The sequence below is a fragment of the Paenibacillus nitricinens genome, from assembly GCF_052056485.1.
In the GTDB taxonomy this organism is placed as follows: domain Bacteria; phylum Bacillota; class Bacilli; order Paenibacillales; family Paenibacillaceae; genus Paenibacillus_AQ; species Paenibacillus_AQ nitricinens.
In genome coordinates this window covers 4,818,009-4,837,610 of the sequence record NZ_CP183948.1, presented here as the reverse complement: position 1 = coordinate 4,837,610, position 19,602 = coordinate 4,818,009, and the positions used below count along the sequence as shown (strand labels likewise).

The following is a 19,602-nucleotide window of genomic DNA, read 5'->3' as shown; positions in this document are numbered from 1 at the left end:
GATGAAGAGCGCAGATAGAGGAATTCTTTCAGAACACGATTTGAAAAAAACAAGTAATAAGATCGTTTATGGTTTGATGTGCGTAGTCATTTTGGTTATGGTTTTTAGCATGCTGTACCCGATTTGTATGACGTTATTCAACGGGTTGAAGTCGAATCAAGAAGTGAATTCATTCCCGCCGCATTTTTTCCCTCAGGAATGGCACTTCAGTAATCTTAAAGACGCGATGAATTACATTGATCTACCCATGTTCCTTAGAAACACCATTTATATCTTTTTAGGGAATATGGTCGTGACGCTTGTCGTATTGGGAATGTCAGCTTTTAGTATTTCTCGTATGAATGTTCCTTACAAAAGAGCGATTTATTTCTTCTTTCTGATGACATTATTTATTCCGGCGACCAGTTACATGATTCCGAACTTTGTCAATCTGAAGGAGCTTGGATTGCTAAATCAGTACGCGGCCTTTTGGTTGCCAGCGGGAGCGAACACTTTCTACTTTCTATTGTTAAAGAACTTTTTTGACGGGATTCATCCAGAAATCTTTGAAGCAGCACGAATTGATGGGGCCTCTGAGCCGAGAAGCTTTTTCTCCATTGCCGTGCCACTATCCGTTCCGATTTTTGCTACATTAGCAATCTTTATCTTTTCTACTGCATGGAACGACTGGTTCTGGCCATCTTTGGTTATGCACAGTGAAGAGAAATATACGCTTGCGACAGCCATTTATAAATACGTTATTAATGTGAAGGCACTCAATACTAATATTAAGTTTGCAATCCTGTTTATAGTATCCTTGCCTCCAATCCTTGTCTTCTTGATTTTCCAGAAATTCATTATGCGTGGGGTTGCTTTGTCGGCCGTGAAAGGATAAGCAATTATCGACGAATTTACCCATGGATCGTAAACATGCACATGAAAGGAATATAAATGCACCTCGTTTGTAAACGGTTTCTAATTTATGATCGATAGGTAAGATAATTATGAATTGAAAAGGGGAGTTTCAATGCGTAAGTACTCTAGCGTTCTACTAAGCGTACTTGTAGCCGGATCGTTGCTATCTGCTTGCAGCGGCAACAATAACGGAAACACAGCGGGGAACAAAGGCGGGGAAGCATCTACTGCGCCAACAAATGCGGTAACGGATAATACAGCAACTGCTACGGATGCGCCAGTGGAGGACATTACTCAAAGAAAAGTGACGATCAAGATCCACTATCCAACACCTGACTTGACTGAAGTGAGAGCGCAAGAAGATGACAAGATTAAGCGTTTCCAAGCTGAATATCCTAATGTTGAAATTGTTAAAGATGACTGGCAGTACAATGTAAGTGAAATCGGAATTAAAATGGCTGCGAATGAAGCACCAACCTTCTTTAACACCTACGCTACAGAAGCTAAATTCCTGGTGGAAAAGGGCTGGGTTGCTGACATTACGGATCTTTGGAACAAATATGAATTTAAGGATCAAATTAACCCAGTACTGCAAAATCAATTCATCATTGATGGTAAAGTTTTCGGCGTAACTCAAAAAGGTTATGTAACAACTACTATGATCAACAAAAAAATGCTGGATGAAAAAGGCGTTGCAGTCCCACCAATGGATTGGACTTGGGATGATATGCTGAATACGGCTAAAGGCGTAGCTGATGTCAAAAAAGGCATTTCCGGTATTGCTCCAATGGGTAAAGGTAACGAAGCAGGCTGGAACTGGACCAACTTCCTGTTCGAAGCTGGCGGTGAAATTCAAAAGGTTGAAGGCGGCAAGGTTGTAGCTACATTTAATTCCGACGCTGGTGTTAAAGCACTGGATTTCTACAAAAAACTTAGATGGGAAGCTAACGCGATTCCTCAGGACTGGGCACTTGGCTGGGGCGATGCTGTAGGCGCATTCCAACAAAGTCGTACAGCTATGGTAATGGCTGGATCCGATGGCGTAATCGAGCAAGCACTGAATCAAGGCGGACTGAAACCTGAGGATGTGCTCACATATCCAATGCCTGCTATGGAAAAAGGCGGTAAGCACACCGGGGTACTTGGTGGTGATTACCTCGTTATTAATCCGAATGCAACACCAGATGAGCAAGAAATGGCATTCCGTTATATCACATTTGATTACTTCTCTGATAAAGGTTTGGAAGCCCTGGATGCAGTTCTTCAACAACGTACAGCTGATGGCAAATACTTTATCCCGCCACTCTTAGATTATTACTCAGCAGATTCTGAGTTTGGTAAGAAGACCAAAGCGGTTTATGACAAGTACACAAATGTATACCAATATAGCCCTGATATTATGGGACTTTTGGATGGTAAACCTGAAGCTCAATACAACACACAGGACTATTACGCAACTATGTCCAATGTTATTCAAGAGCTGTTCTCCAAAAAAGGAACGGATTCCAAGAGCCAGCTAGAAGCAGCAGCTAAAACAGTGCAAGAGAAATTCTTTGATACGATTAAAGCGGAATAGTCTAATGCAAAAACCGGCCCCTTTGGGGTCGGTTTTTTTGTTCTGAAGATTTATAAATTTATAAATCTTCAGAAATAGTGATAATCAATTGGAAATTATTTCGGTGAAGGAAAATCGTAAGGGACTGTGATGAAGAGAATTCATTTTTGAGTACTGATTTTAGATATATGGAATAAAAAGGAGCTAAAATTTTGCTTATTAAAGTATAAATCTAAGATTTAAAGGGTTTTATAACATAAAATATGGTAAAAAGACTATAATATGATCGAATGAAAGCGCTTTGAAAACAAATCAAAAAAACTTTATACTTTGTGAAAGATTTCACTATACAAGGTAGAAATCATGTGATAAGATAAATGTGTAGAGAAAAACAACTAAAAATTGACAGGAGGACGAGGGAGATGGCAGTTAAGAACGAAGTCGCCGCCCAAGTTAAACAAGTTACCGCTGAAGAGTATATTCAGAATTTAGTGGATAAAGCAAAAAAAGCGCATGAGGCGTTCATGGCGCTAGACCAAGAGCAAGTTGACACAATCGTTCATGCAATGGCGTTGGCTGGACTCGACAAACATATGTACCTCGCAAAATTGGCCGTAGAAGAAACTGGACGCGGCGTATACGAAGACAAAATTACGAAGAACATCTTCTCAACTGAATATATCTGGCACGGAATTAAATACGATAAAACAGTAGGCGTTATTGAAGACAACGCTTATGATAGCTTCCAAAAAATTGCTGAACCCGTCGGAATTGTTATGGGTATCACACCGGTAACCAACCCTACATCCACCACGATGTTTAAAGCGTTGATTTCGATTAAGACACGGAACCCTATTATATTCGGTTTCCACCCTTCTGCGCAAGAGTGTAGTGCAGCCGCAGCCAAAATTCTTCATGATGCTGCCGTGAAAGCTGGCGCTCCTGAGAACTGTATCCAATGGATTGAAATGCCAACAATGGACAAGACAAACGCATTGATGAACAACCCAGACGTTGCTCTTATCTTGGCAACTGGTGGTTCTGCAATGGTAAAAGCAGCTTACAGCTGTGGTAAACCAGCACTTGGCGTAGGCCCTGGTAACGTACCTGCTTTCATTGAAAAGAGCGCGGATATTGATCAAGCCGTAACGGACATCATTCTTTCTAAGACATTTGATAATGGTATGATCTGTGCTTCCGAGCAAGCTGTTATTATCGAAGAACCAATCTTCGATCAAGTGAAGAAAAAAATGATTGCTAATGGCTGCTACTTTGTGAATAAAGAAGAAGCTGCCAAACTGACTAGTGGAGCAATGAACGTAGATAAATGTGCGGTTAACCCAGCAATCGTAGGTCAATCCGCAGTGAAAATTGCTGAAATGTGTGGCATTCAAGTCCCTGCCGGCACAAAGATTCTGGTAGCAGAACTTGAAGGAGTAGGCACTAAATATCCACTGTCCGCTGAAAAATTAAGCCCGGTTCTTGCTTGCTACAAAGTTAAGAATGCAGATCAAGGTATCGAACGCGCAGCTCAAATTGTTGAATTTGGCGGTATGGGCCACAGCTCGGCTATCCACTCCAACAATGAAGAAGTAATCATGAAGTTCTCTAACCGTCTGCAAACAGGACGTATTCTCGTTAACTCGCCTTCCACACATGGTGCGATCGGCGATATCTATAACACTAATATCCCTTCATTGACTCTGGGCTGCGGATCTTATGGTCGTAACTCCGTGTCGCAAAACGTTACAGCAATCAATTTGATCAACGTGAAAAGGGTGAATCGTCGTACCGTGAATATGCAATGGTTTAAAGTACCTGACAAGATCTATTTCGAAAAAGGCGCTACTCAGTACCTGACCAAAATGCCTGATATCACACGTGTCGCAATTATCACTGACCCAATGATGGTTAAGCTTGGATATGTTGAAAGAGTTGAACATTACCTGCGTCAACGGCAAACTCCTGTAGCTATCGAAGTGTTCTCTGAAGTTGAACCAGATCCATCGACAACTACAGTTGAAAAAGGTACTGCAATGATGAACAGATTCCAACCGGACTGCATCATCGCACTTGGCGGCGGTTCCCCAATGGATGCTGCAAAAGGAATGTGGTTATTCTATGAACATCCAGATGCAGACTTTAATGGTCTGAAACAAAAATTCATGGATATCCGTAAACGGGTATACAAATTCCCTAAACTTGGTAACAAAGCTAAGTTTGTAGCGATTCCAACTACTTCGGGTACAGGTTCGGAAGTAACATCTTTCGCAGTTATTACCGATAAAACAACTGAACAGCACACTAAATATCCATTGGCTGACTACGAGTTAACTCCAGATGTAGCTATCATTGATCCTGAGTTCGTATACAGCTTGCCAAAAACTGCAGTTGCTGATACAGGTATGGACGTATTAACACATGCTATCGAAGCTTATGTATCTGTTATGGCGAGTGACTATACTGATGGTCTAGCTATTAAAGCCATCCAACTGGTATTCCAATACCTTGAAAAATCGGCGCTGGAAGGTGACAGAGTAGCACGTGAAAAAATGCATAACGCATCCACACTTGCTGGTATGGCCTTTGCCAATGCATTCTTGGGTATTAACCACAGTTTGGCGCATAAATGGGGCGGACAGTACCACACTGCTCATGGTCGGACTAACGCGATCCTTATGCCACACGTTATCCGCTACAATGCTAAAAAACCTACGAAGTTCGCTTCGTTCCCTAAATATTCGCACTTCGTAGCTGATGAGCGTTATGCTGAAATTGCCCGTATTCTGGGATTGCCAGCCCGCACAACTGAAGAAGGTGTAACTAGCCTGATCAATGCTATTCGCGATATGAATAAAAAATTGGGCATCGAAGAATCGTTCCAGCAACTGGGCTTTGATCCTAAGGACTTCGAATCCCGCGTAGATTACTTGGCTGACCGTGCGTTTGAAGATCAATGTACAACTGCCAATCCTAAGCTGCCACTGGTATCTGAGCTTGCTGATGTATACCGTAATGCGTTCTACGGAAGATTTGATAATTAATAAATGGTTAAATAGAGAATAGGATAGTTGTGGACTTAGATAAAGGTGACAAATATCACTCGAAAGGTGATATTTGTCACAGTGTTTTTATAGAAAATAAACTAGAATGTTTATATAAACAACGGTCCCACATATGAAATGTTGATTGTGAAATTTGGAACAACCACATCTTTTGGGGATCACGAGACACGGGATCAACCTTCAAGCCCGCGATCTCTACAAATATAATAAATATAGATGGAGGGATTTAGCATGTCGGTGATTGAAAAAGAAGTAAATGAAGTGAAATCCGGTTGGAGAAGTTTTACAAAAGGTAAATGGGCTAAGAAAGTTGACGTTAACAACTTTATCGCTAGTAACATTAAGCCTTATGAAGGTAACGAAGAGTTCCTCGTAGGTCCTACTAGTAACACAACTGAACTGTGGAAGATTATTTCCCAACTGAGCAAGGAAGAAAGAGAAAGAGGCGGCGTATGGGATGTTTCCCTAGATACTGTCTCCACAATTACTTCACATGCTCCAGGCTACATTGACAAGGATAAGGAACAAATTGTAGGCGTGCAGACTGACGCTCCTTTCAGACGTTCCATTCAGCCATTCGGCGGGATCAAGATGATGGTCGATGCTACGAAGGCTTATGGCTTCGAGCTTCCACAAAACATCGTTGACATGTTTACGAACATTCGCAAAACGCATAACCAAGGCGTATTTGATGCATATACACCAGACATGAGAGCGGTGCGTAAATCCGGCGTTATCACAGGTCTTCCTGATGCTTACGGCCGCGGACGCATTATCGGCGACTACCGCCGCATTGCTCTGTACGGTATTGATTTCTTGATTAAAGACAAAAAGCAACAATTAGCTGAGCTTGAAGTTGATTCCATGACAGAAGAAGTAATTCGTTTGCGTGAAGAGCTGTCTGAGCAAATTCGTGCACTGGGCGAATTGAAAGAAATGGCAGCTGCGCATGGAATGGATATTTCCAAACCAGCGACGAATTTCAAAGAAGCTACTCAATGGGTATACTTTGGATACCTGGCAGCAGTTAAAGAACAAAATGGTGCAGCAATGTCCTTGGGACGTGTTTCTTCCTTCCTAGATATCTATGCAGAACGCGATATTGAAGAAGGTACTTTGACTGAAGAACAAGTACAAGAAATTGTCGATCATTTTGTAATGAAACTGCGTATCGTGAAATTCTTGCGTACACCTGACTATAACGATCTGTTCTCCGGCGACCCTACTTGGGTAACTGAATCCATCGGTGGTATGGCTGAAAATGGAACCACTCGTGTTACCAAGAACAGCTTCCGTTTCCTGAACACCCTGTACAACTTGGGTCCGGCTCCGGAACCGAACTTAACTGTTCTGTGGTCCGAAAAATTGCCTGAAGGCTTCAAAAAATATTGTGCTAAGGTTTCTATCGAAACTAGTGCAATTCAGTATGAAAATGACGATCTAATGCGTCCGTACTGGGGTGAAGATTACGCTATTGCTTGCTGCGTATCTCCAATGCGTATCGGTAAACAAATGCAGTTCTTCGGCGCTCGTGCCAACCTGGCAAAAGCTTTGCTGTATGCTATTAATGGTGGTAAAGACGAAAAATCCGGAGCACAAGTTGGGCCGGAATTCCCAGCGATCACTTCTGAATATCTGGATTATGACGAAGTAATGAAACGCTTCAAACCGATGATGGAGTGGTTGGCTAAGACTTATGTTAACACTTTGAACATCATTCACTATATGCATGACAAATATTCTTACGAACGTATCGAAATGGCACTGCATGATCGCGACATTCTGCGTACGATGGCTTGCGGTATCGCTGGTCTGTCCGTTGCAGCTGACTCGCTGAGTGCTATTAAATACGCGAAGGTTAAACCAATCCGTAACGAAGAAGGTATTGCAATTGACTTCGAAACGGAAGGCGAATTCCCTTGCTACGGTAACAATGACGATGCTGTAGACAACATCGCAGTAGAATTGGTTGAAACCTTCATGTCTATGATCCGTAAAAACAAAACATATCGTGATGCTGTACCGACTCAATCGGTATTGACCATTACTTCGAATGTTGTGTACGGTAAGAAGACAGGTACAACACCTGACGGACGTAAAAAAGGCGAACCATTCGCACCAGGTGCTAACCCAATGCACGGACGCGACAAGAAAGGTGCACTGGCTTCACTGAACTCTGTAGCCAAACTGCCTTACTCCGATGCCCAAGATGGTATCTCCAATACGTTCTCCATCGTACCTAAGGCACTAGGTAAAGACGATGAATCCTGCAAGTCTAACTTGGTACACATGATGGACGGATACTTCCATAACAACGCGCAGCATTTGAACGTTAACGTATTTAACCGTGAACAGCTGATGGACGCTATGGATCACCCAGAGAATTATCCACAATTGACTATCCGTGTATCCGGTTATGCAGTTAACTTCATCAAGCTGACTCGCGAACAACAAATGGACGTAATTAACCGTACTTTCCATGGTTCAATGTAAGTTGTTTATATTTATAAAGATCTTTCATTGAGATATGCACTAAAATAATTGCAAGGAATTACCGCTCTTGTTTCAAGGGCGGTAATATCTTGTTTAAGAATCATTAAAATTTTAAATTTTACGGTCGCGTTTAAGGAGAACACAGTCTTATGGGCAGGGGTTCTTCTTCGTGAAAGATGGACTGTTAGTCAGTCGTGGAGAAAGGATGACATCCTATGATTAAAGGTCGCATACACTCCTTGGAAACCTTTGGAACCGTTGATGGGCCTGGTATTCGATTTGTCTTATTTATGCAAGGGTGCTTGCTGAAATGCCAGTATTGCCATAACCCTGATACTTGGGCTTTAGATGAAGGTAAGGAAATGACTCTAGAAGAAGTACTTTCGGAGATCGAGCCATATTTAAACTACTATCGTTCATCCGGTGGTGGGTTAACTGTATCCGGCGGAGAACCAACTTTGCAGGCACAATTTGTAAAGCAGTTATTTACGGAAGTTAAAAAGCGTTGGAATCTGCACACTACATTAGATAGTAATGGTTATAACGAAGGTGACAAGATTAATGACTTATTGGATGTTACGGACTTGGTGATGCTTGATTTGAAGCATATTGATGAAGAAGCACACATTAAGTTAACTGGTAAATCTAATGATCGGACCTTGAAGCTTGCGCGCTGGCTGTCAGATCATAACCGTAAGATGTGGATTAGACATGTATATGTTCCAGGCATTCATGACCGTGAAGAGGACCTTATCAATCTGGGTCGATATATTGGAACCTTAAATGGCGTTGAGAAATTTGAAATCTTACCTTATCATCAAATGGGTATCTATAAATGGGAAATGCTCGGCAAGGCTTATGAATTGGATGGAGTGCCATCCCCTACAGATGAAGAAGTTCAGCGGGCGTACCGCTTAGTCGAAGAAGGTCGCAAGCAGACAGCGTTGGTATAATTTATCTCTACATTAAGTGGAGCCGTTCCTTTAGTGATTTACTGCTGAAGGAACGGTTTTTTTGTTATGAGGGACGTCTGATGTCATTAAAAGGGGTAATTTTGTGTTTTACCTTTAAAAAAATGATATATTTCCAGCTATTAATTAAGGAGTTGGAAATAAATTATGATAGATTTTATGTCATTGAATTGAGTTTTTATTATTATTTTCTAAGTATATGTATGACTAATCCACGCTATTTAGCAGATAATCGTAATTTTTACTAAAATAAAGTTATGTTATATTACACGTTGTGTAGTTGATTCCGCTTTCATTAGAGATTTTTATCCCTATAGTGGATGAATCTTAACCTTACGAGAATGGAATCTGTTTTCTATAATAAGAAGTGTAAAGCACAACATTATATGGGGGGTCACAAGAAATGAAAAAAGGTATGACTTTGCTATTGTCCCTGATTTTTGTATCATCAGCTTTACTGGCAGGTTGCGGAAGCAACAACAATGCATCTTCTAACAAAGGAGATGGAAACGCTACCGCGACGAATTCAGCGGATGCTACAAATGCTCCAGCAACAGAAGAACCTGTAAGTAGCGAACCGTTCGAAATGACGATTCGTCACACTCAAATCGGTGCCGACAAACAGAAGCGTTTAGCAATTCTGCAAGAAGTAGTGAAAAAGGTAGAAGGCGATGTACCGGGTCTGACCTTTAAGCTTGATGGAGTAGATTCAGATGTAAACCGTAAAGAAAAATTACGTGGTGAAATGGCTGCAGGTAATCCACCAGAGATCTTCGATCTTTTCGGAAGCCCTGACTCTAAGATCTATGCTAAAGAAGGTAAATTACTCGATCTGACTCCAATCCTAGAGGAACTTGGAATTAAGGATAAATTCTCAAATCTTGATCCTTTCACTTATGAAGGAAAAATTTACGGATTGCCTATCGGTGGATCTGGTGAAGGTTTCTTCTACAACAAAGAGTACTACAATAGCAAGGGCTGGAAAGCTCCAACAACATTTGCTGAATTGGAACAACAATTGGCTGACATCAAAGCTGACGGAAAAGTACCTTTGGCTGGTGCATCTAAGGCTGGTTGGGTACCACTTATGCTAGCTAACCACTTGTGGTCACGTTATGCGGGTCCAGATGTAACCGCTAAGTTTGCAACAGGTGAAGCTAAATGGACTGATCCAAACGTTGTAAAAGGTTTTGCGAAGTACAAAGAATGGGTTGACAAAGGATACTTCAAAAAAGGCGAACTTGGTTTCGAGTATGCTGAATATACAACGCAATTCACTAGTAGTGAAGCAATCCTCTTGTATGATGGTACTTGGAAATCTTCCGTATTTAAAGAAGGACAATCTGGCGAAGGTTTGATCGGTAAAGTTGGATTCTTCAATATTCCTCCAGTTGATGGTGGCGTAGGCGACCAAACTGCATTGATGCGCGATGTAAACAATGGCTACGGTTTCTCTGCTTCTGCTGAGAAAGATCCACGTCAATTGGCTGCTGTGAAGTCATTTATCAAAAACCTATTTAATGAAGAAATGCAATTACGTGGACTGGTTGAAGATGGCGTATTGCCAGCAATGAAAATTGACCAAAACGTTCTGAACGAAAATATTACGGATGATCTGATGAGCGAAATCGTTGGTGTACTTAATAACTCACAATCTTCGTTCCCAGCATTTGACTCACTTGTTCAAGCTGATGTAACTACAGAAATCAGTAACATTCAAATTCAAAAGCTAATTGGTGGTCAGACAACTCCTGAGAAAATGGGCGAAGCATTACAGAAGGTACAAGAAGAAGCAAACGCAGCAGTTGAATAAGTAGCTGCAAATTGAATGTACCCTGGTGCCAGAACCAGGGTACATTTTTAAACTCAAAGAATTTATGTGTTTGCAAAGATCTAAAACATTCATTGTTCGCCAGATGTCAAAGCAACCGGAGGTAGTCATGAATAAAGCACTAAGAAATCCATTGGTATTTTTCCTTTTTATTCTTCCAGCACTGATCTTGTTCACGATGTTTTTCATCTATCCCATCTTTAGTTCAATCTATTACAGCTTTACTAGCTGGAACGGGGTATCTGACACAGTCAAGTCTGCCGGTATCAGTAATTTTGAGAAGGCATTAGGAGACGAACGATTCTGGATATCTGTCAAAAATAACGGTTTCTTCATTCTTTTCTCTTGTTTTGTACAGGTACCGTTAATCATATTCTTCTCGTTATTGATATCGAATGTAAAGAAACTGAAAGGCTTATATAAGACAGCGGTCTTCATGCCTTCCATTATGTCTACAGCAGTTATCGGTATTCTATGGGGCTTCATTTATGAGCCCAACATTGGACTTTTAAATAAGGTTCTAGGTTTAGTGGGGATTAATCCAATTTACTGGCTGTCGGATGAAAAATTCGCAATGTTATCGATCCTGATCACGAATGCTTGGCAGTGGACTGGATTCTATATCGTAATGGTACTGGCAGCTATTCTGTCGATACCAGGTGAATTGGATGAAGCAGCTGCCATTGATGGCGCAACTGGATTCCAACGTGCTACACGCATCACACTTCCGCTAATCGTTCCGATCATTTCTGTTGTAATCATGTTATCCATTGCAGGGGCAATGAAAGCGGCGGATATCGTCATTGTAATGACTAAGGGTGGACCTGCAGGTTCAACCGATGTAATGGCAACCTACATGATTAAATATGCAATTACGAACTTTAAATACGGGTACGGTAACACCATCGCAGTCCTGATCTTTGTATTTACATTGGTGGTTACAGCCGTTTATCAGCTGCTGATAGCCCGACGCACAGAAAGGATTGAATACTGATGCCACGCGCCCTGAAAAAGAGTCTGCCCCATGTCGCACTATTGTCTTATCTACTAGTTATTCTATTTCCTTTCCTGTTCGTGTTATTCTCATCTGTGAAAAAGGATAACAATGCGATAGCGCTTAACCCTTTTGGGATTCCAAAGGAGTTCGTTTTTGGTAACTACGTTGAAGCTTGGGTAAACGCCAAGATCAGCACCTACTTTTTTAACAGTTTGTACATTTCCATATTAGCTTCTGTAGTGTCTATCATTCTAGCTTCTATGTTTGCTTTTGCGGTAACACGGATGCGCCAAGGCAAATGGAATACGATTTTGTTCACGCTAGTTATGGTGGGAATGCTCATTCCAAACAACGCATTGATGCTTCCTATTTATACGATTGTACGCAAAATGGGAATTCTGAACACACACTGGGCGTTGATTATTCCTTATATCGCGAATGCAATTCCATTTACGATTATAATATTGGCTGCATTTATGCGTTCGTTACCTAGAGAAATTGAAGAGGCTGCGGTCATGGATGGGTTGAAGGCACCGGGTATCTTTGCTAAAATTATTGTACCTCTAACCGTACCTGCCATGGTTACTGTATTCATTGTTAATTTCCTGGGCAATTGGAATGAATTCTTGCTGGCAAACTACTTCCTATCGAATGACGAACTGCGGACGCTCCCAGTGGGTATGGTTCAATTCCGCGATCAATATCAGATGAACTATGCACAAATGTCAGCGGGTATCGTCTTCAGTGTGCTTCCAGTAATTGTTATTTATGCGATTCTACAGGAAAAAATTATTGAAGGCGTAACAGCGGGCGGCGTAAAAGGATAACTTTTTTCTCAGTCAGGAGCACTAGCCGATGAATTTGCGCTATAAATTATTTACGGCATTTTTGGGCCTGATAATCATTCCCTTATTTATTCTAGGCATGCTTATGTTCTTTGTGACTTATAACTCTATTGAGAAGAAGTACAGCCAGCAGTCGGAATACTCACTTAAAGCTATTAGTTATAGTATTTCAAATGTGTTAAAAGATATGGATAACGTTACAGACAACGGAATTGCTACCTCGGTTTTTCATATGGCACTTAGCGCCGAAGATCCTTCTAATCAGGATTTGACGGATGCTGAGCAACTCAGTTTGAATGCAAGCCAGCGCAATTTCCGTAGTCTGTTGTTTAACCATCCATCGATTAGCTATGCTTTTTTGTACAATTTTAACGGTAGAGGTAACTCTGAAATCGTGTCGCTTTTTAATAAGGAAAATTTCCGAACGCTACCCTATGATACTTTCAAAAAAAGTGATTTGTACCAGGAAGTAATGGATTTGAATGGCGTGCCGAAATGGCTGGCTCCTCATGAGTATCCTGAACTTACAGGAACTGAACCTGTGTTTACACAAATTCGACTCGTGAAGGAACTGAGCTTCTTTCAGAACATAGGTATCCTTGTTGTACAGATCAAAAATTGGGAGCTCGAATCGATATTTCGCAATTTAAAAATTGGGGATAGCAATCAGGATGTTTCGTTTATGCTAGTAAATGATGATGGAATGATTCTATTTGACCCAGATCAAAAGCTGGATGGGCAAGATATTCAGTCATTCGCGAATAAAGAGATTACCTTCAAAAAAGGGTTTCAGAGTTTTAAAACAGAGTATAACGGGGAGAAGAGTATTCTCTCCATGTATCATTTGAAGGATTATCCTTGGAGTCTAGTGTCTGTAACCTCATGGGACTCTTTATCTCGAGAAGTTACAGTATTTGCACGCTGGTTTGTGGGGGTAATCTTCCTTTGCTTTTTGGCAGCGGTGATCTTCAATCTATTCTTTATGAATCGCATTACTGGTGCAATAGCCGTAATTGTTCGTTTTATGCGACGTGTTGAGGATGGAGATCTAACTTCGCGGGTAGAAGTGAAGGGGAACGATGAGTTAACGCTTCTTGGTAAGGGCTTTAATGATCTTATGGATAAAATTAACCGGTTGTTTAACAGAATCCATTTGGAACAGCGTCGCAAGAATCAAGCCGAGATGCGTGTTCTGCAGGCTCAGATTAAACCGCATTTTTTATTCAATACGTTAGAGTCGATTAATGTTCTGGCTATACAGAATGAAGGCAAGAAAGTCAGTGAGATGGTCTACCGACTGGCAAGTATTTTACGTATTAGCATTCAGGATCGAGAAGAAATTACACTGGATGAAGAGATTAAACATCTGCGCAATTATTTGGATATTCAAAAATTTAGATTTGAGGATTTATTTGAATACGATATTGATATCCCACAAGAATTGATGAGTTGCGGTATTTTAAAGCTTACTTTGCAACCGCTTGTAGAGAATAGCATTCAGCATGGATTTGAGGGTATTGATTACAAAGGTCAAGTTTCTGTGAAAGTTTGGGAGAAGCAAGGGGACTTAATTTTACGAATTGAAGATAACGGTATTGGAATTACACCATCTCAGTTGTCTATTTTCCAATATATTGTGAATGATCCTGTGGAGCAAGAGGTTGAAGTTGAACGGGAAAACCGGATGAATCTTGAACGCAGAGGTCTTGGCATACGCAGTGTAGCGGATCGCATCCGCATTGAATACGGTGACAGATATGGAATATTTATTTGTTCCAGTCCAGGATATGGTACTATTATTCAATGTGTCATACCTAAATACGAGCAGGGGGAAGATCATTATGCTAAAAGTATTATTGGTAGATGACGAAGCCCCAATTCTGAATAATCTGAAAAGAGTGTTGCCATGGCAGGAGATGGGGATGGAGGTCGTCGGTATGGCGCGAAGCGGTATGGACGCCTTGCGCATTGCTGAAGAGGAGCAACCCGATCTTGTGTTGAGTGACATTCGTATGCCAGTGATGGACGGATTAACTTTTGTAGGAAAGCTGCGGGAATTGGGATTGGATAGTGAGGTACTACTTCTTACCGGGTATCAGGAATTTGACTATGCACGGGAAGCGATCCGGCTCGGGGTAAGAGAATACATTTGTAAGCCGATACATTATGAGGAGCTTGGCAATAAGGTGCGTGAGATCGGAGCTAATATCCGTAGTAAACAGTTTAAGAATAAACTGTACAATAGTATCCCTCTATTTCAGGAGATTCCTGAAGTTGACAATGGTAAAAAAACGCCGGATCAGCTAATGAACTTGGCTGCTCAATACATCACTGAACATCTTCATTCAGATATCGGGATTGAGGAAGTGGCGAATAAGATCGGCATTAGCGGCAGTTACTTCTGCCTCTTGTTTAAGAACCGTTTTGCAATGACTTTCGTGGAATACGTAACACAACAACGAATTGAAGCAGCTAAGTTTATGCTTACTAACAGCGATAAAAGCATTACGGTGATTGGTTCCGGAGTCGGTTATCAGGAACGACGTTATTTCACGAAGGTATTTCAGAAGCAGACGGGGATGTCTCCTAAGGAGTATCGCGATCGGTGCCGGAGTGAAGTATTATGAGTCCGGCGGCGTGTGGTGAGGTTTAGGCTGGCCAGTATGGTGAGAGTCAGCGTCACTGCGAGGAATGTTTGGACTTCCGGTCGCTGTTATCCTCAGATTTCTTGATTAGAAACCGCTCTTTGCGGTTGAAATCCGAGGATAAAGGCGAACGCTCCGCTCCTACAGTTCCAAACTTCCTCTCCGTTCCTTCTCCCTCACCACACTTCGTTGTGGATATGGGGTCGTCCCACTCCTACAGACGTGGGGACTCCTTGGGGAAAGTGAAGACTATCGACCAGCCTGCGGCTGCGATAGAAGGGCGAAAGACTATCGACCAGCCTGTGGCTGTGATAGAAGGGCGAGGGGCCTATTCGACCAGCCTGCGACTGTGATAAAGGTACATAAGATTAAATGATTTAAAACATAGAGATGATTATTCTTAGTTATTAAGGATAATCATGTCTTTTTTTTATATAAATGGAATATGATCCCTATACTGCTATATCAATTACCAGAAAGGGATTCTAGGCAGTGCCTGGGTTGGGATAGCGAGCTTTTTGTTCTCAATGGAGGCAGCTTGGACCATTACAAGCACAATGCTTTCGTTCTTTGGAGTAGATCCAAATGAATGGTATTTATAGTCGCAGTATTAGCCGGGGATACTTGTGATAATAAAACTGTGGAATCTCATATTTTTCGGGTAGCGGATGAAAGGTTATTTTTGCTTGTTTTAATACTGAGTTAATCTTTCTTTACTTTAAAATGAAACTTTTTGCGGCCGGATGCGTCTAATACTATGTTTTGTTATAACGAACGTGGCAAAAAGCAATTCTTCCGCTCTGATGAGAGCGGTTGCGTTTTTGCGGGGAATATAAGAGGCGTATGAAAAAGACAGAGACCTACTTATATTTACAAATAGGAGCAGAGGAGTTATATCATGGATTTAAAGAAATTAACGTTAGTTGCTGTTTTGGCCGTATCGCAGGCCGCCTCGGCAGTGCCGGCTTTTGCTGAAGCTGTCAATAATACTTCAGGTAATACGAATACAGTAGGAACAATTGTTTCCTCTGTGACGGATGTAATGCCAGAAGCTACAGACCCATTGCCACCATTGCAAACTGAGGGGCCAGGGGGAGTATTATCACCTACACCAACTCCAATTCCTGCGGCAACAACTGAACCGACGACTGAACCTGCGACAACAACTGAACCTACATCAACAACCGAACCAACGGCTACACCAATTCCTACTGCAACACCTGTAACCACTACACAGCCTATTCCAACGGATGGTGTTCGTGCTGCAGCTAGTAATCAGCTTGTTCTTATGATGAACAGCAACAAAATGTATCAAAACGGCGTTGAGTATTTAGCTAATCAGCCAATGGCCGTGAAGAATGGTGTCTCATACGTTTCGATCCGAGCTATGGTGGAACGCGTAGGTGTGAAATACATTTACGATTATAAAACGAAAGAGACCATTGTTACCAAAGGAACCGATGTAATGCGCTTTAAGACGGACAGTAAGATCTATTCCGTTAATGGTAAAAATGTGACGATGAAAGGTCCAGCTTACCAAACCAATGGTACATTCATGATTCCTTTGACGTCCATCACCGGGGCATTAGGCATTCCTTATACGGTTGATAATGTGCAAAAACGAGTGATTCTCACGCTGAACACAAAACCAAAAGCTTCTTTTACAGGGCCAACTGAAATTTATGCTGGTGATCCTGTGAATTTTGTGACTTCCAGCTCTTCTCCGAATGGTACCGCTATAGTAGATGAACGTTGGGAAGGTAAGCAGGATGTTTATGATCAACCAGGAGTTTATGTAGTATCCTATTCTGTTATGGATGCAAGTGGACAGTGGAGTGATCCTTACTCTGTTACCATCAATGTACTGAAACCAAATACACCACCAGTCGCTAATTTTACGACAGACAAAGATTCTTACAAGATGGGTGAAATGATCACTTATTCGGATCTAAGCAGCGACCCAGACGGTGATCCGATTGAAGTGACTTGGACGAACAAAGCAGAAGCTTTCTTTACACCAGGTCCAGCAACAGTGGCTATTCAAGTCAAAGATTCACATGGCGCAATCAGCACTTTTGAGAAGACCATTAATATTTCAGATGAAGTCTTGTACAGTAAAGAAGATTTCTATAGATTATTCGGTGCTCCAGGCAGCGTGTTTAACATTGATGGATCGATGGTTCCAACTTGGCAGAAGGTAGCCTATAATCTTTCTTCCGAGCCTTATAATCTTATCCGTAGTAACAGTCCGGAAACTGTGAATACGGAAGGGATTACTTACAAAGAAACTTCATTCGGCGGAACTCGCTTCTTAGTCCACCACAAGAATAATATGAATATTAAAACGAAGGTGTATGTGATTGCTAAGAATAACAATCTGTACCCTACGACAATTACAACTGAGTATGTAGGCTTTGGCGGTCCAAGTTCATTTCCGGAAGGCACTGGTAAAATGTCTGTGGAACGTTACTGGAAGTCTATGATTACGAGGGAACATTATAAGACAACGGTCCTTCAACCAGGAGAAAGTGTATCGATTCTTACGGATCTAAACAAAATTGCAATGAAACCAGGCGAGATTGTATCCCTCCAAGCGGATTTATTTAGTGATTATCCTATTGAATATAATGTCATGATGATCGATGCGAATAAAGATCCTCTAACTACACTTCCTACACTTCCAATATTGGATCGTGATGGGGTGCATAACCGGGGAACTTATGCTGATTCTACACGCATCATCACGGTTACTGACGAAGTAGGAACAACTCCTGTAAGACTTCTTCTCGGTGACAATTCGAGTGATTTGAATTTGACCGGTGTAGACCCAATGAATGGTACTGAAGCGTCTAATGCAGGTAACTTCGGCGTGTTGTACAAAATCAAATTCGATCGTGTTGCACCTAATTCATTGATTACATTTAATCCACGCGGCGGTAATTACATGGGACCTGTCATGGTTAATGGTCAAATCGTACAAATGCCGACTTCGGGAAGTCTCTCTAGTGCTGACATGAACAGTGTGATTTATCGTACTGGTGATTATGGCGGCTCCGTGGAGATTTTGTTCACAGCAGCTTCTGGTAGTAACTTGCCGGTGAATTTCCTGGTTACACCGCTACCAGCGAAGAAATAAAGCTTTTTGGGATTCACCTGAAATAAAAGTCCGGCTGAATATTCCGTAAAGGAATACTCAGCCGGACTTTTTGTATTTAAATGTATGAATTTAAACTGATGAGCGCTCATACGCTTGGTTGTTTCATTGACGGGGCATTTATTTTGGGGCATTATTAAGAGAGTGAATTACAAATGAACTGAAATGTTATGGGAGATGAGCGTATGCTGTCGACAGAACAAATATTAGAGGTCATGTCGGGGCAAGGTCTGCGAATCACCGACCAACGCAAAACGCTTGCCAAGTTATTCGGCGAGAATAAGGGTTATTTGTCAGCGAAGGATGTCTATGAGCATATGGGCCGCAAGTATAGCGGACTTAGCTTTGATACCGTGTACCGCAATCTGCGTGTAATGGAAGAGCTTGGTGTACTTGAGCAAATCGTCTTTGAAGACGGAGTGAAATTCAAGGGAAGCTGTAATCATCAGGATCACCATCATCATATGATCTGCCTTCAATGCGAGAAAACCTACCCGATTAATTTCTGCCCGATGAATTTAACGGATACACCTGATCAATTCCGGGTAGTCAAGCATAAATTTGAGGTGTTCGGTTATTGCAAAGAATGTGAAGAGAACCGGGAAGAAGAACTAATCGCAGCGGCAGATAGCAAAAAAGGAGTTTAGAAATGGCAACCCTACGTAGAACGATTCAGGCTCCCATTCGGGTGTACCGCAAGTACATTTCCCCGATTAAGCCTGCAACTTGTCGCTTCTATCCAACCTGCTCTGCTTATGCGCTTGAAGCTATTGAAGTCCATGGTCCTGTGAAAGGTTCGTGGCTTGCTGCCAAGCGGATTGCTAGATGCCATCCCTTCCATCCAGGGGGACTTGATCCGGTTCCGCCTCTTGAGGAACACCCTGCGAAGAAGGATTCTGCCCGTGTGACTTGACACAAGCCCATACCATTGGGTATATTCACAGATAATAGTATGAATTCCGAGGAACGGATAAGTAAATCGGTACGTCCATTACAGAGAGCCGGAACGAGCTGAAAGCCGGTATGGAGCGTTAGATTGAATATGGTCCGGGAGGAACCGTGTTCGAGCGGGAACTGCAATTGAGGTTCGTGTAAGATAACGGCGTGTTCCAGCGTTAATGGACAGTTCCCAAGAGGGAACTGGCGAAGCCT

At 41.9% G+C, this 19,602-nt stretch carries 14 protein-coding genes; all 14 read left to right on the top strand.

Annotated features, from left to right (window positions below):
* The first annotated feature begins 1 nt into the window (after position 1).
* The 14 genes from ACN6KS_RS21615 (at position 2) to yidD (ending at position 19,363) form a co-directional block, all read left to right on the top strand.
* Positions 2 to 874 carry a carbohydrate ABC transporter permease gene (locus ACN6KS_RS21615; protein ID WP_094873727.1) on the top strand — a complete coding sequence of 291 codons (873 nt, stop codon included), beginning with the start codon at positions 2 to 4 and terminating at the stop codon, positions 872 to 874.
* Positions 875 to 1,006: 132 nt separating this feature from the next.
* Positions 1,007 to 2,470, top strand: a complete 1,464-nt coding sequence (locus ACN6KS_RS21610) for an ABC transporter substrate-binding protein (RefSeq protein ID WP_094873725.1) — start codon at positions 1,007 to 1,009, stop codon at positions 2,468 to 2,470.
* A gap of 401 nt (positions 2,471 to 2,871) precedes the next feature.
* Positions 2,872 to 5,493 (top strand): bifunctional acetaldehyde-CoA/alcohol dehydrogenase, encoded by a 2,622-nt coding sequence (gene adhE, locus ACN6KS_RS21605; protein WP_042129885.1) that lies wholly within the window; start codon positions 2,872 to 2,874, stop codon positions 5,491 to 5,493.
* A 252-nt stretch (positions 5,494 to 5,745) separates the two neighbouring features.
* Positions 5,746 to 8,007, top strand: coding sequence for a formate C-acetyltransferase (gene pflB, locus ACN6KS_RS21600; protein ID WP_094873721.1), 2,262 nt, complete (start codon positions 5,746 to 5,748; stop codon positions 8,005 to 8,007).
* Between the two features lie 215 nt (positions 8,008 to 8,222).
* Complete coding sequence (gene pflA / locus ACN6KS_RS21595; protein WP_042190523.1) at positions 8,223 to 8,960, top strand: pyruvate formate-lyase-activating protein; 738 nt, start codon at positions 8,223 to 8,225, stop codon at positions 8,958 to 8,960.
* Positions 8,961 to 9,381: 421 nt separating this feature from the next.
* Positions 9,382 to 10,791 (top strand): extracellular solute-binding protein, encoded by a 1,410-nt coding sequence (locus tag ACN6KS_RS21590; RefSeq protein ID WP_094873719.1) that lies wholly within the window; start codon positions 9,382 to 9,384, stop codon positions 10,789 to 10,791.
* A 127-nt stretch (positions 10,792 to 10,918) separates the two neighbouring features.
* Positions 10,919 to 11,803, top strand: coding sequence for a carbohydrate ABC transporter permease (locus ACN6KS_RS21585; RefSeq protein ID WP_094873717.1), 885 nt, complete (start codon positions 10,919 to 10,921; stop codon positions 11,801 to 11,803).
* Positions 11,803 to 12,633 (top strand): carbohydrate ABC transporter permease, encoded by an 831-nt coding sequence (locus ACN6KS_RS21580; RefSeq protein WP_094873715.1) that lies wholly within the window; start codon positions 11,803 to 11,805, stop codon positions 12,631 to 12,633. The genes ACN6KS_RS21585 and ACN6KS_RS21580 overlap by 1 nt, the downstream gene beginning before the upstream one ends.
* Before the next feature lie 28 nt (positions 12,634 to 12,661).
* Positions 12,662 to 14,518 carry a cache domain-containing sensor histidine kinase gene (locus ACN6KS_RS21575; RefSeq protein WP_341135401.1) on the top strand — a complete coding sequence of 619 codons (1,857 nt, stop codon included), beginning with the start codon at positions 12,662 to 12,664 and terminating at the stop codon, positions 14,516 to 14,518.
* Positions 14,493 to 15,278 carry a response regulator transcription factor gene (locus tag ACN6KS_RS21570; RefSeq protein WP_094873711.1) on the top strand — a complete coding sequence of 262 codons (786 nt, stop codon included), beginning with the start codon at positions 14,493 to 14,495 and terminating at the stop codon, positions 15,276 to 15,278. The genes ACN6KS_RS21575 and ACN6KS_RS21570 overlap by 26 nt, the downstream gene beginning before the upstream one ends.
* Before the next feature lie 68 nt (positions 15,279 to 15,346).
* Positions 15,347 to 15,649 (top strand): hypothetical protein, encoded by a 303-nt coding sequence (locus ACN6KS_RS21565; RefSeq protein WP_440960450.1) that lies wholly within the window; start codon positions 15,347 to 15,349, stop codon positions 15,647 to 15,649.
* Between the two features lie 545 nt (positions 15,650 to 16,194).
* The gene (locus tag ACN6KS_RS21560; protein WP_094874052.1) at positions 16,195 to 18,432 is read left to right on the top strand and encodes a stalk domain-containing protein; all 2,238 of its coding nucleotides are present in this window, start codon (positions 16,195 to 16,197) and stop codon (positions 18,430 to 18,432) included.
* 203 nt (positions 18,433 to 18,635) lie between these two features.
* Complete coding sequence (locus tag ACN6KS_RS21555; protein WP_094874053.1) at positions 18,636 to 19,097, top strand: Fur family transcriptional regulator; 462 nt, start codon at positions 18,636 to 18,638, stop codon at positions 19,095 to 19,097.
* 2 nt (positions 19,098 to 19,099) lie between these two features.
* Positions 19,100 to 19,363, top strand: coding sequence for a membrane protein insertion efficiency factor YidD (gene yidD / locus ACN6KS_RS21550; RefSeq protein ID WP_094874054.1), 264 nt, complete (start codon positions 19,100 to 19,102; stop codon positions 19,361 to 19,363).
* The last annotated feature ends 239 nt before the right edge of the window (positions 19,364 to 19,602 follow it).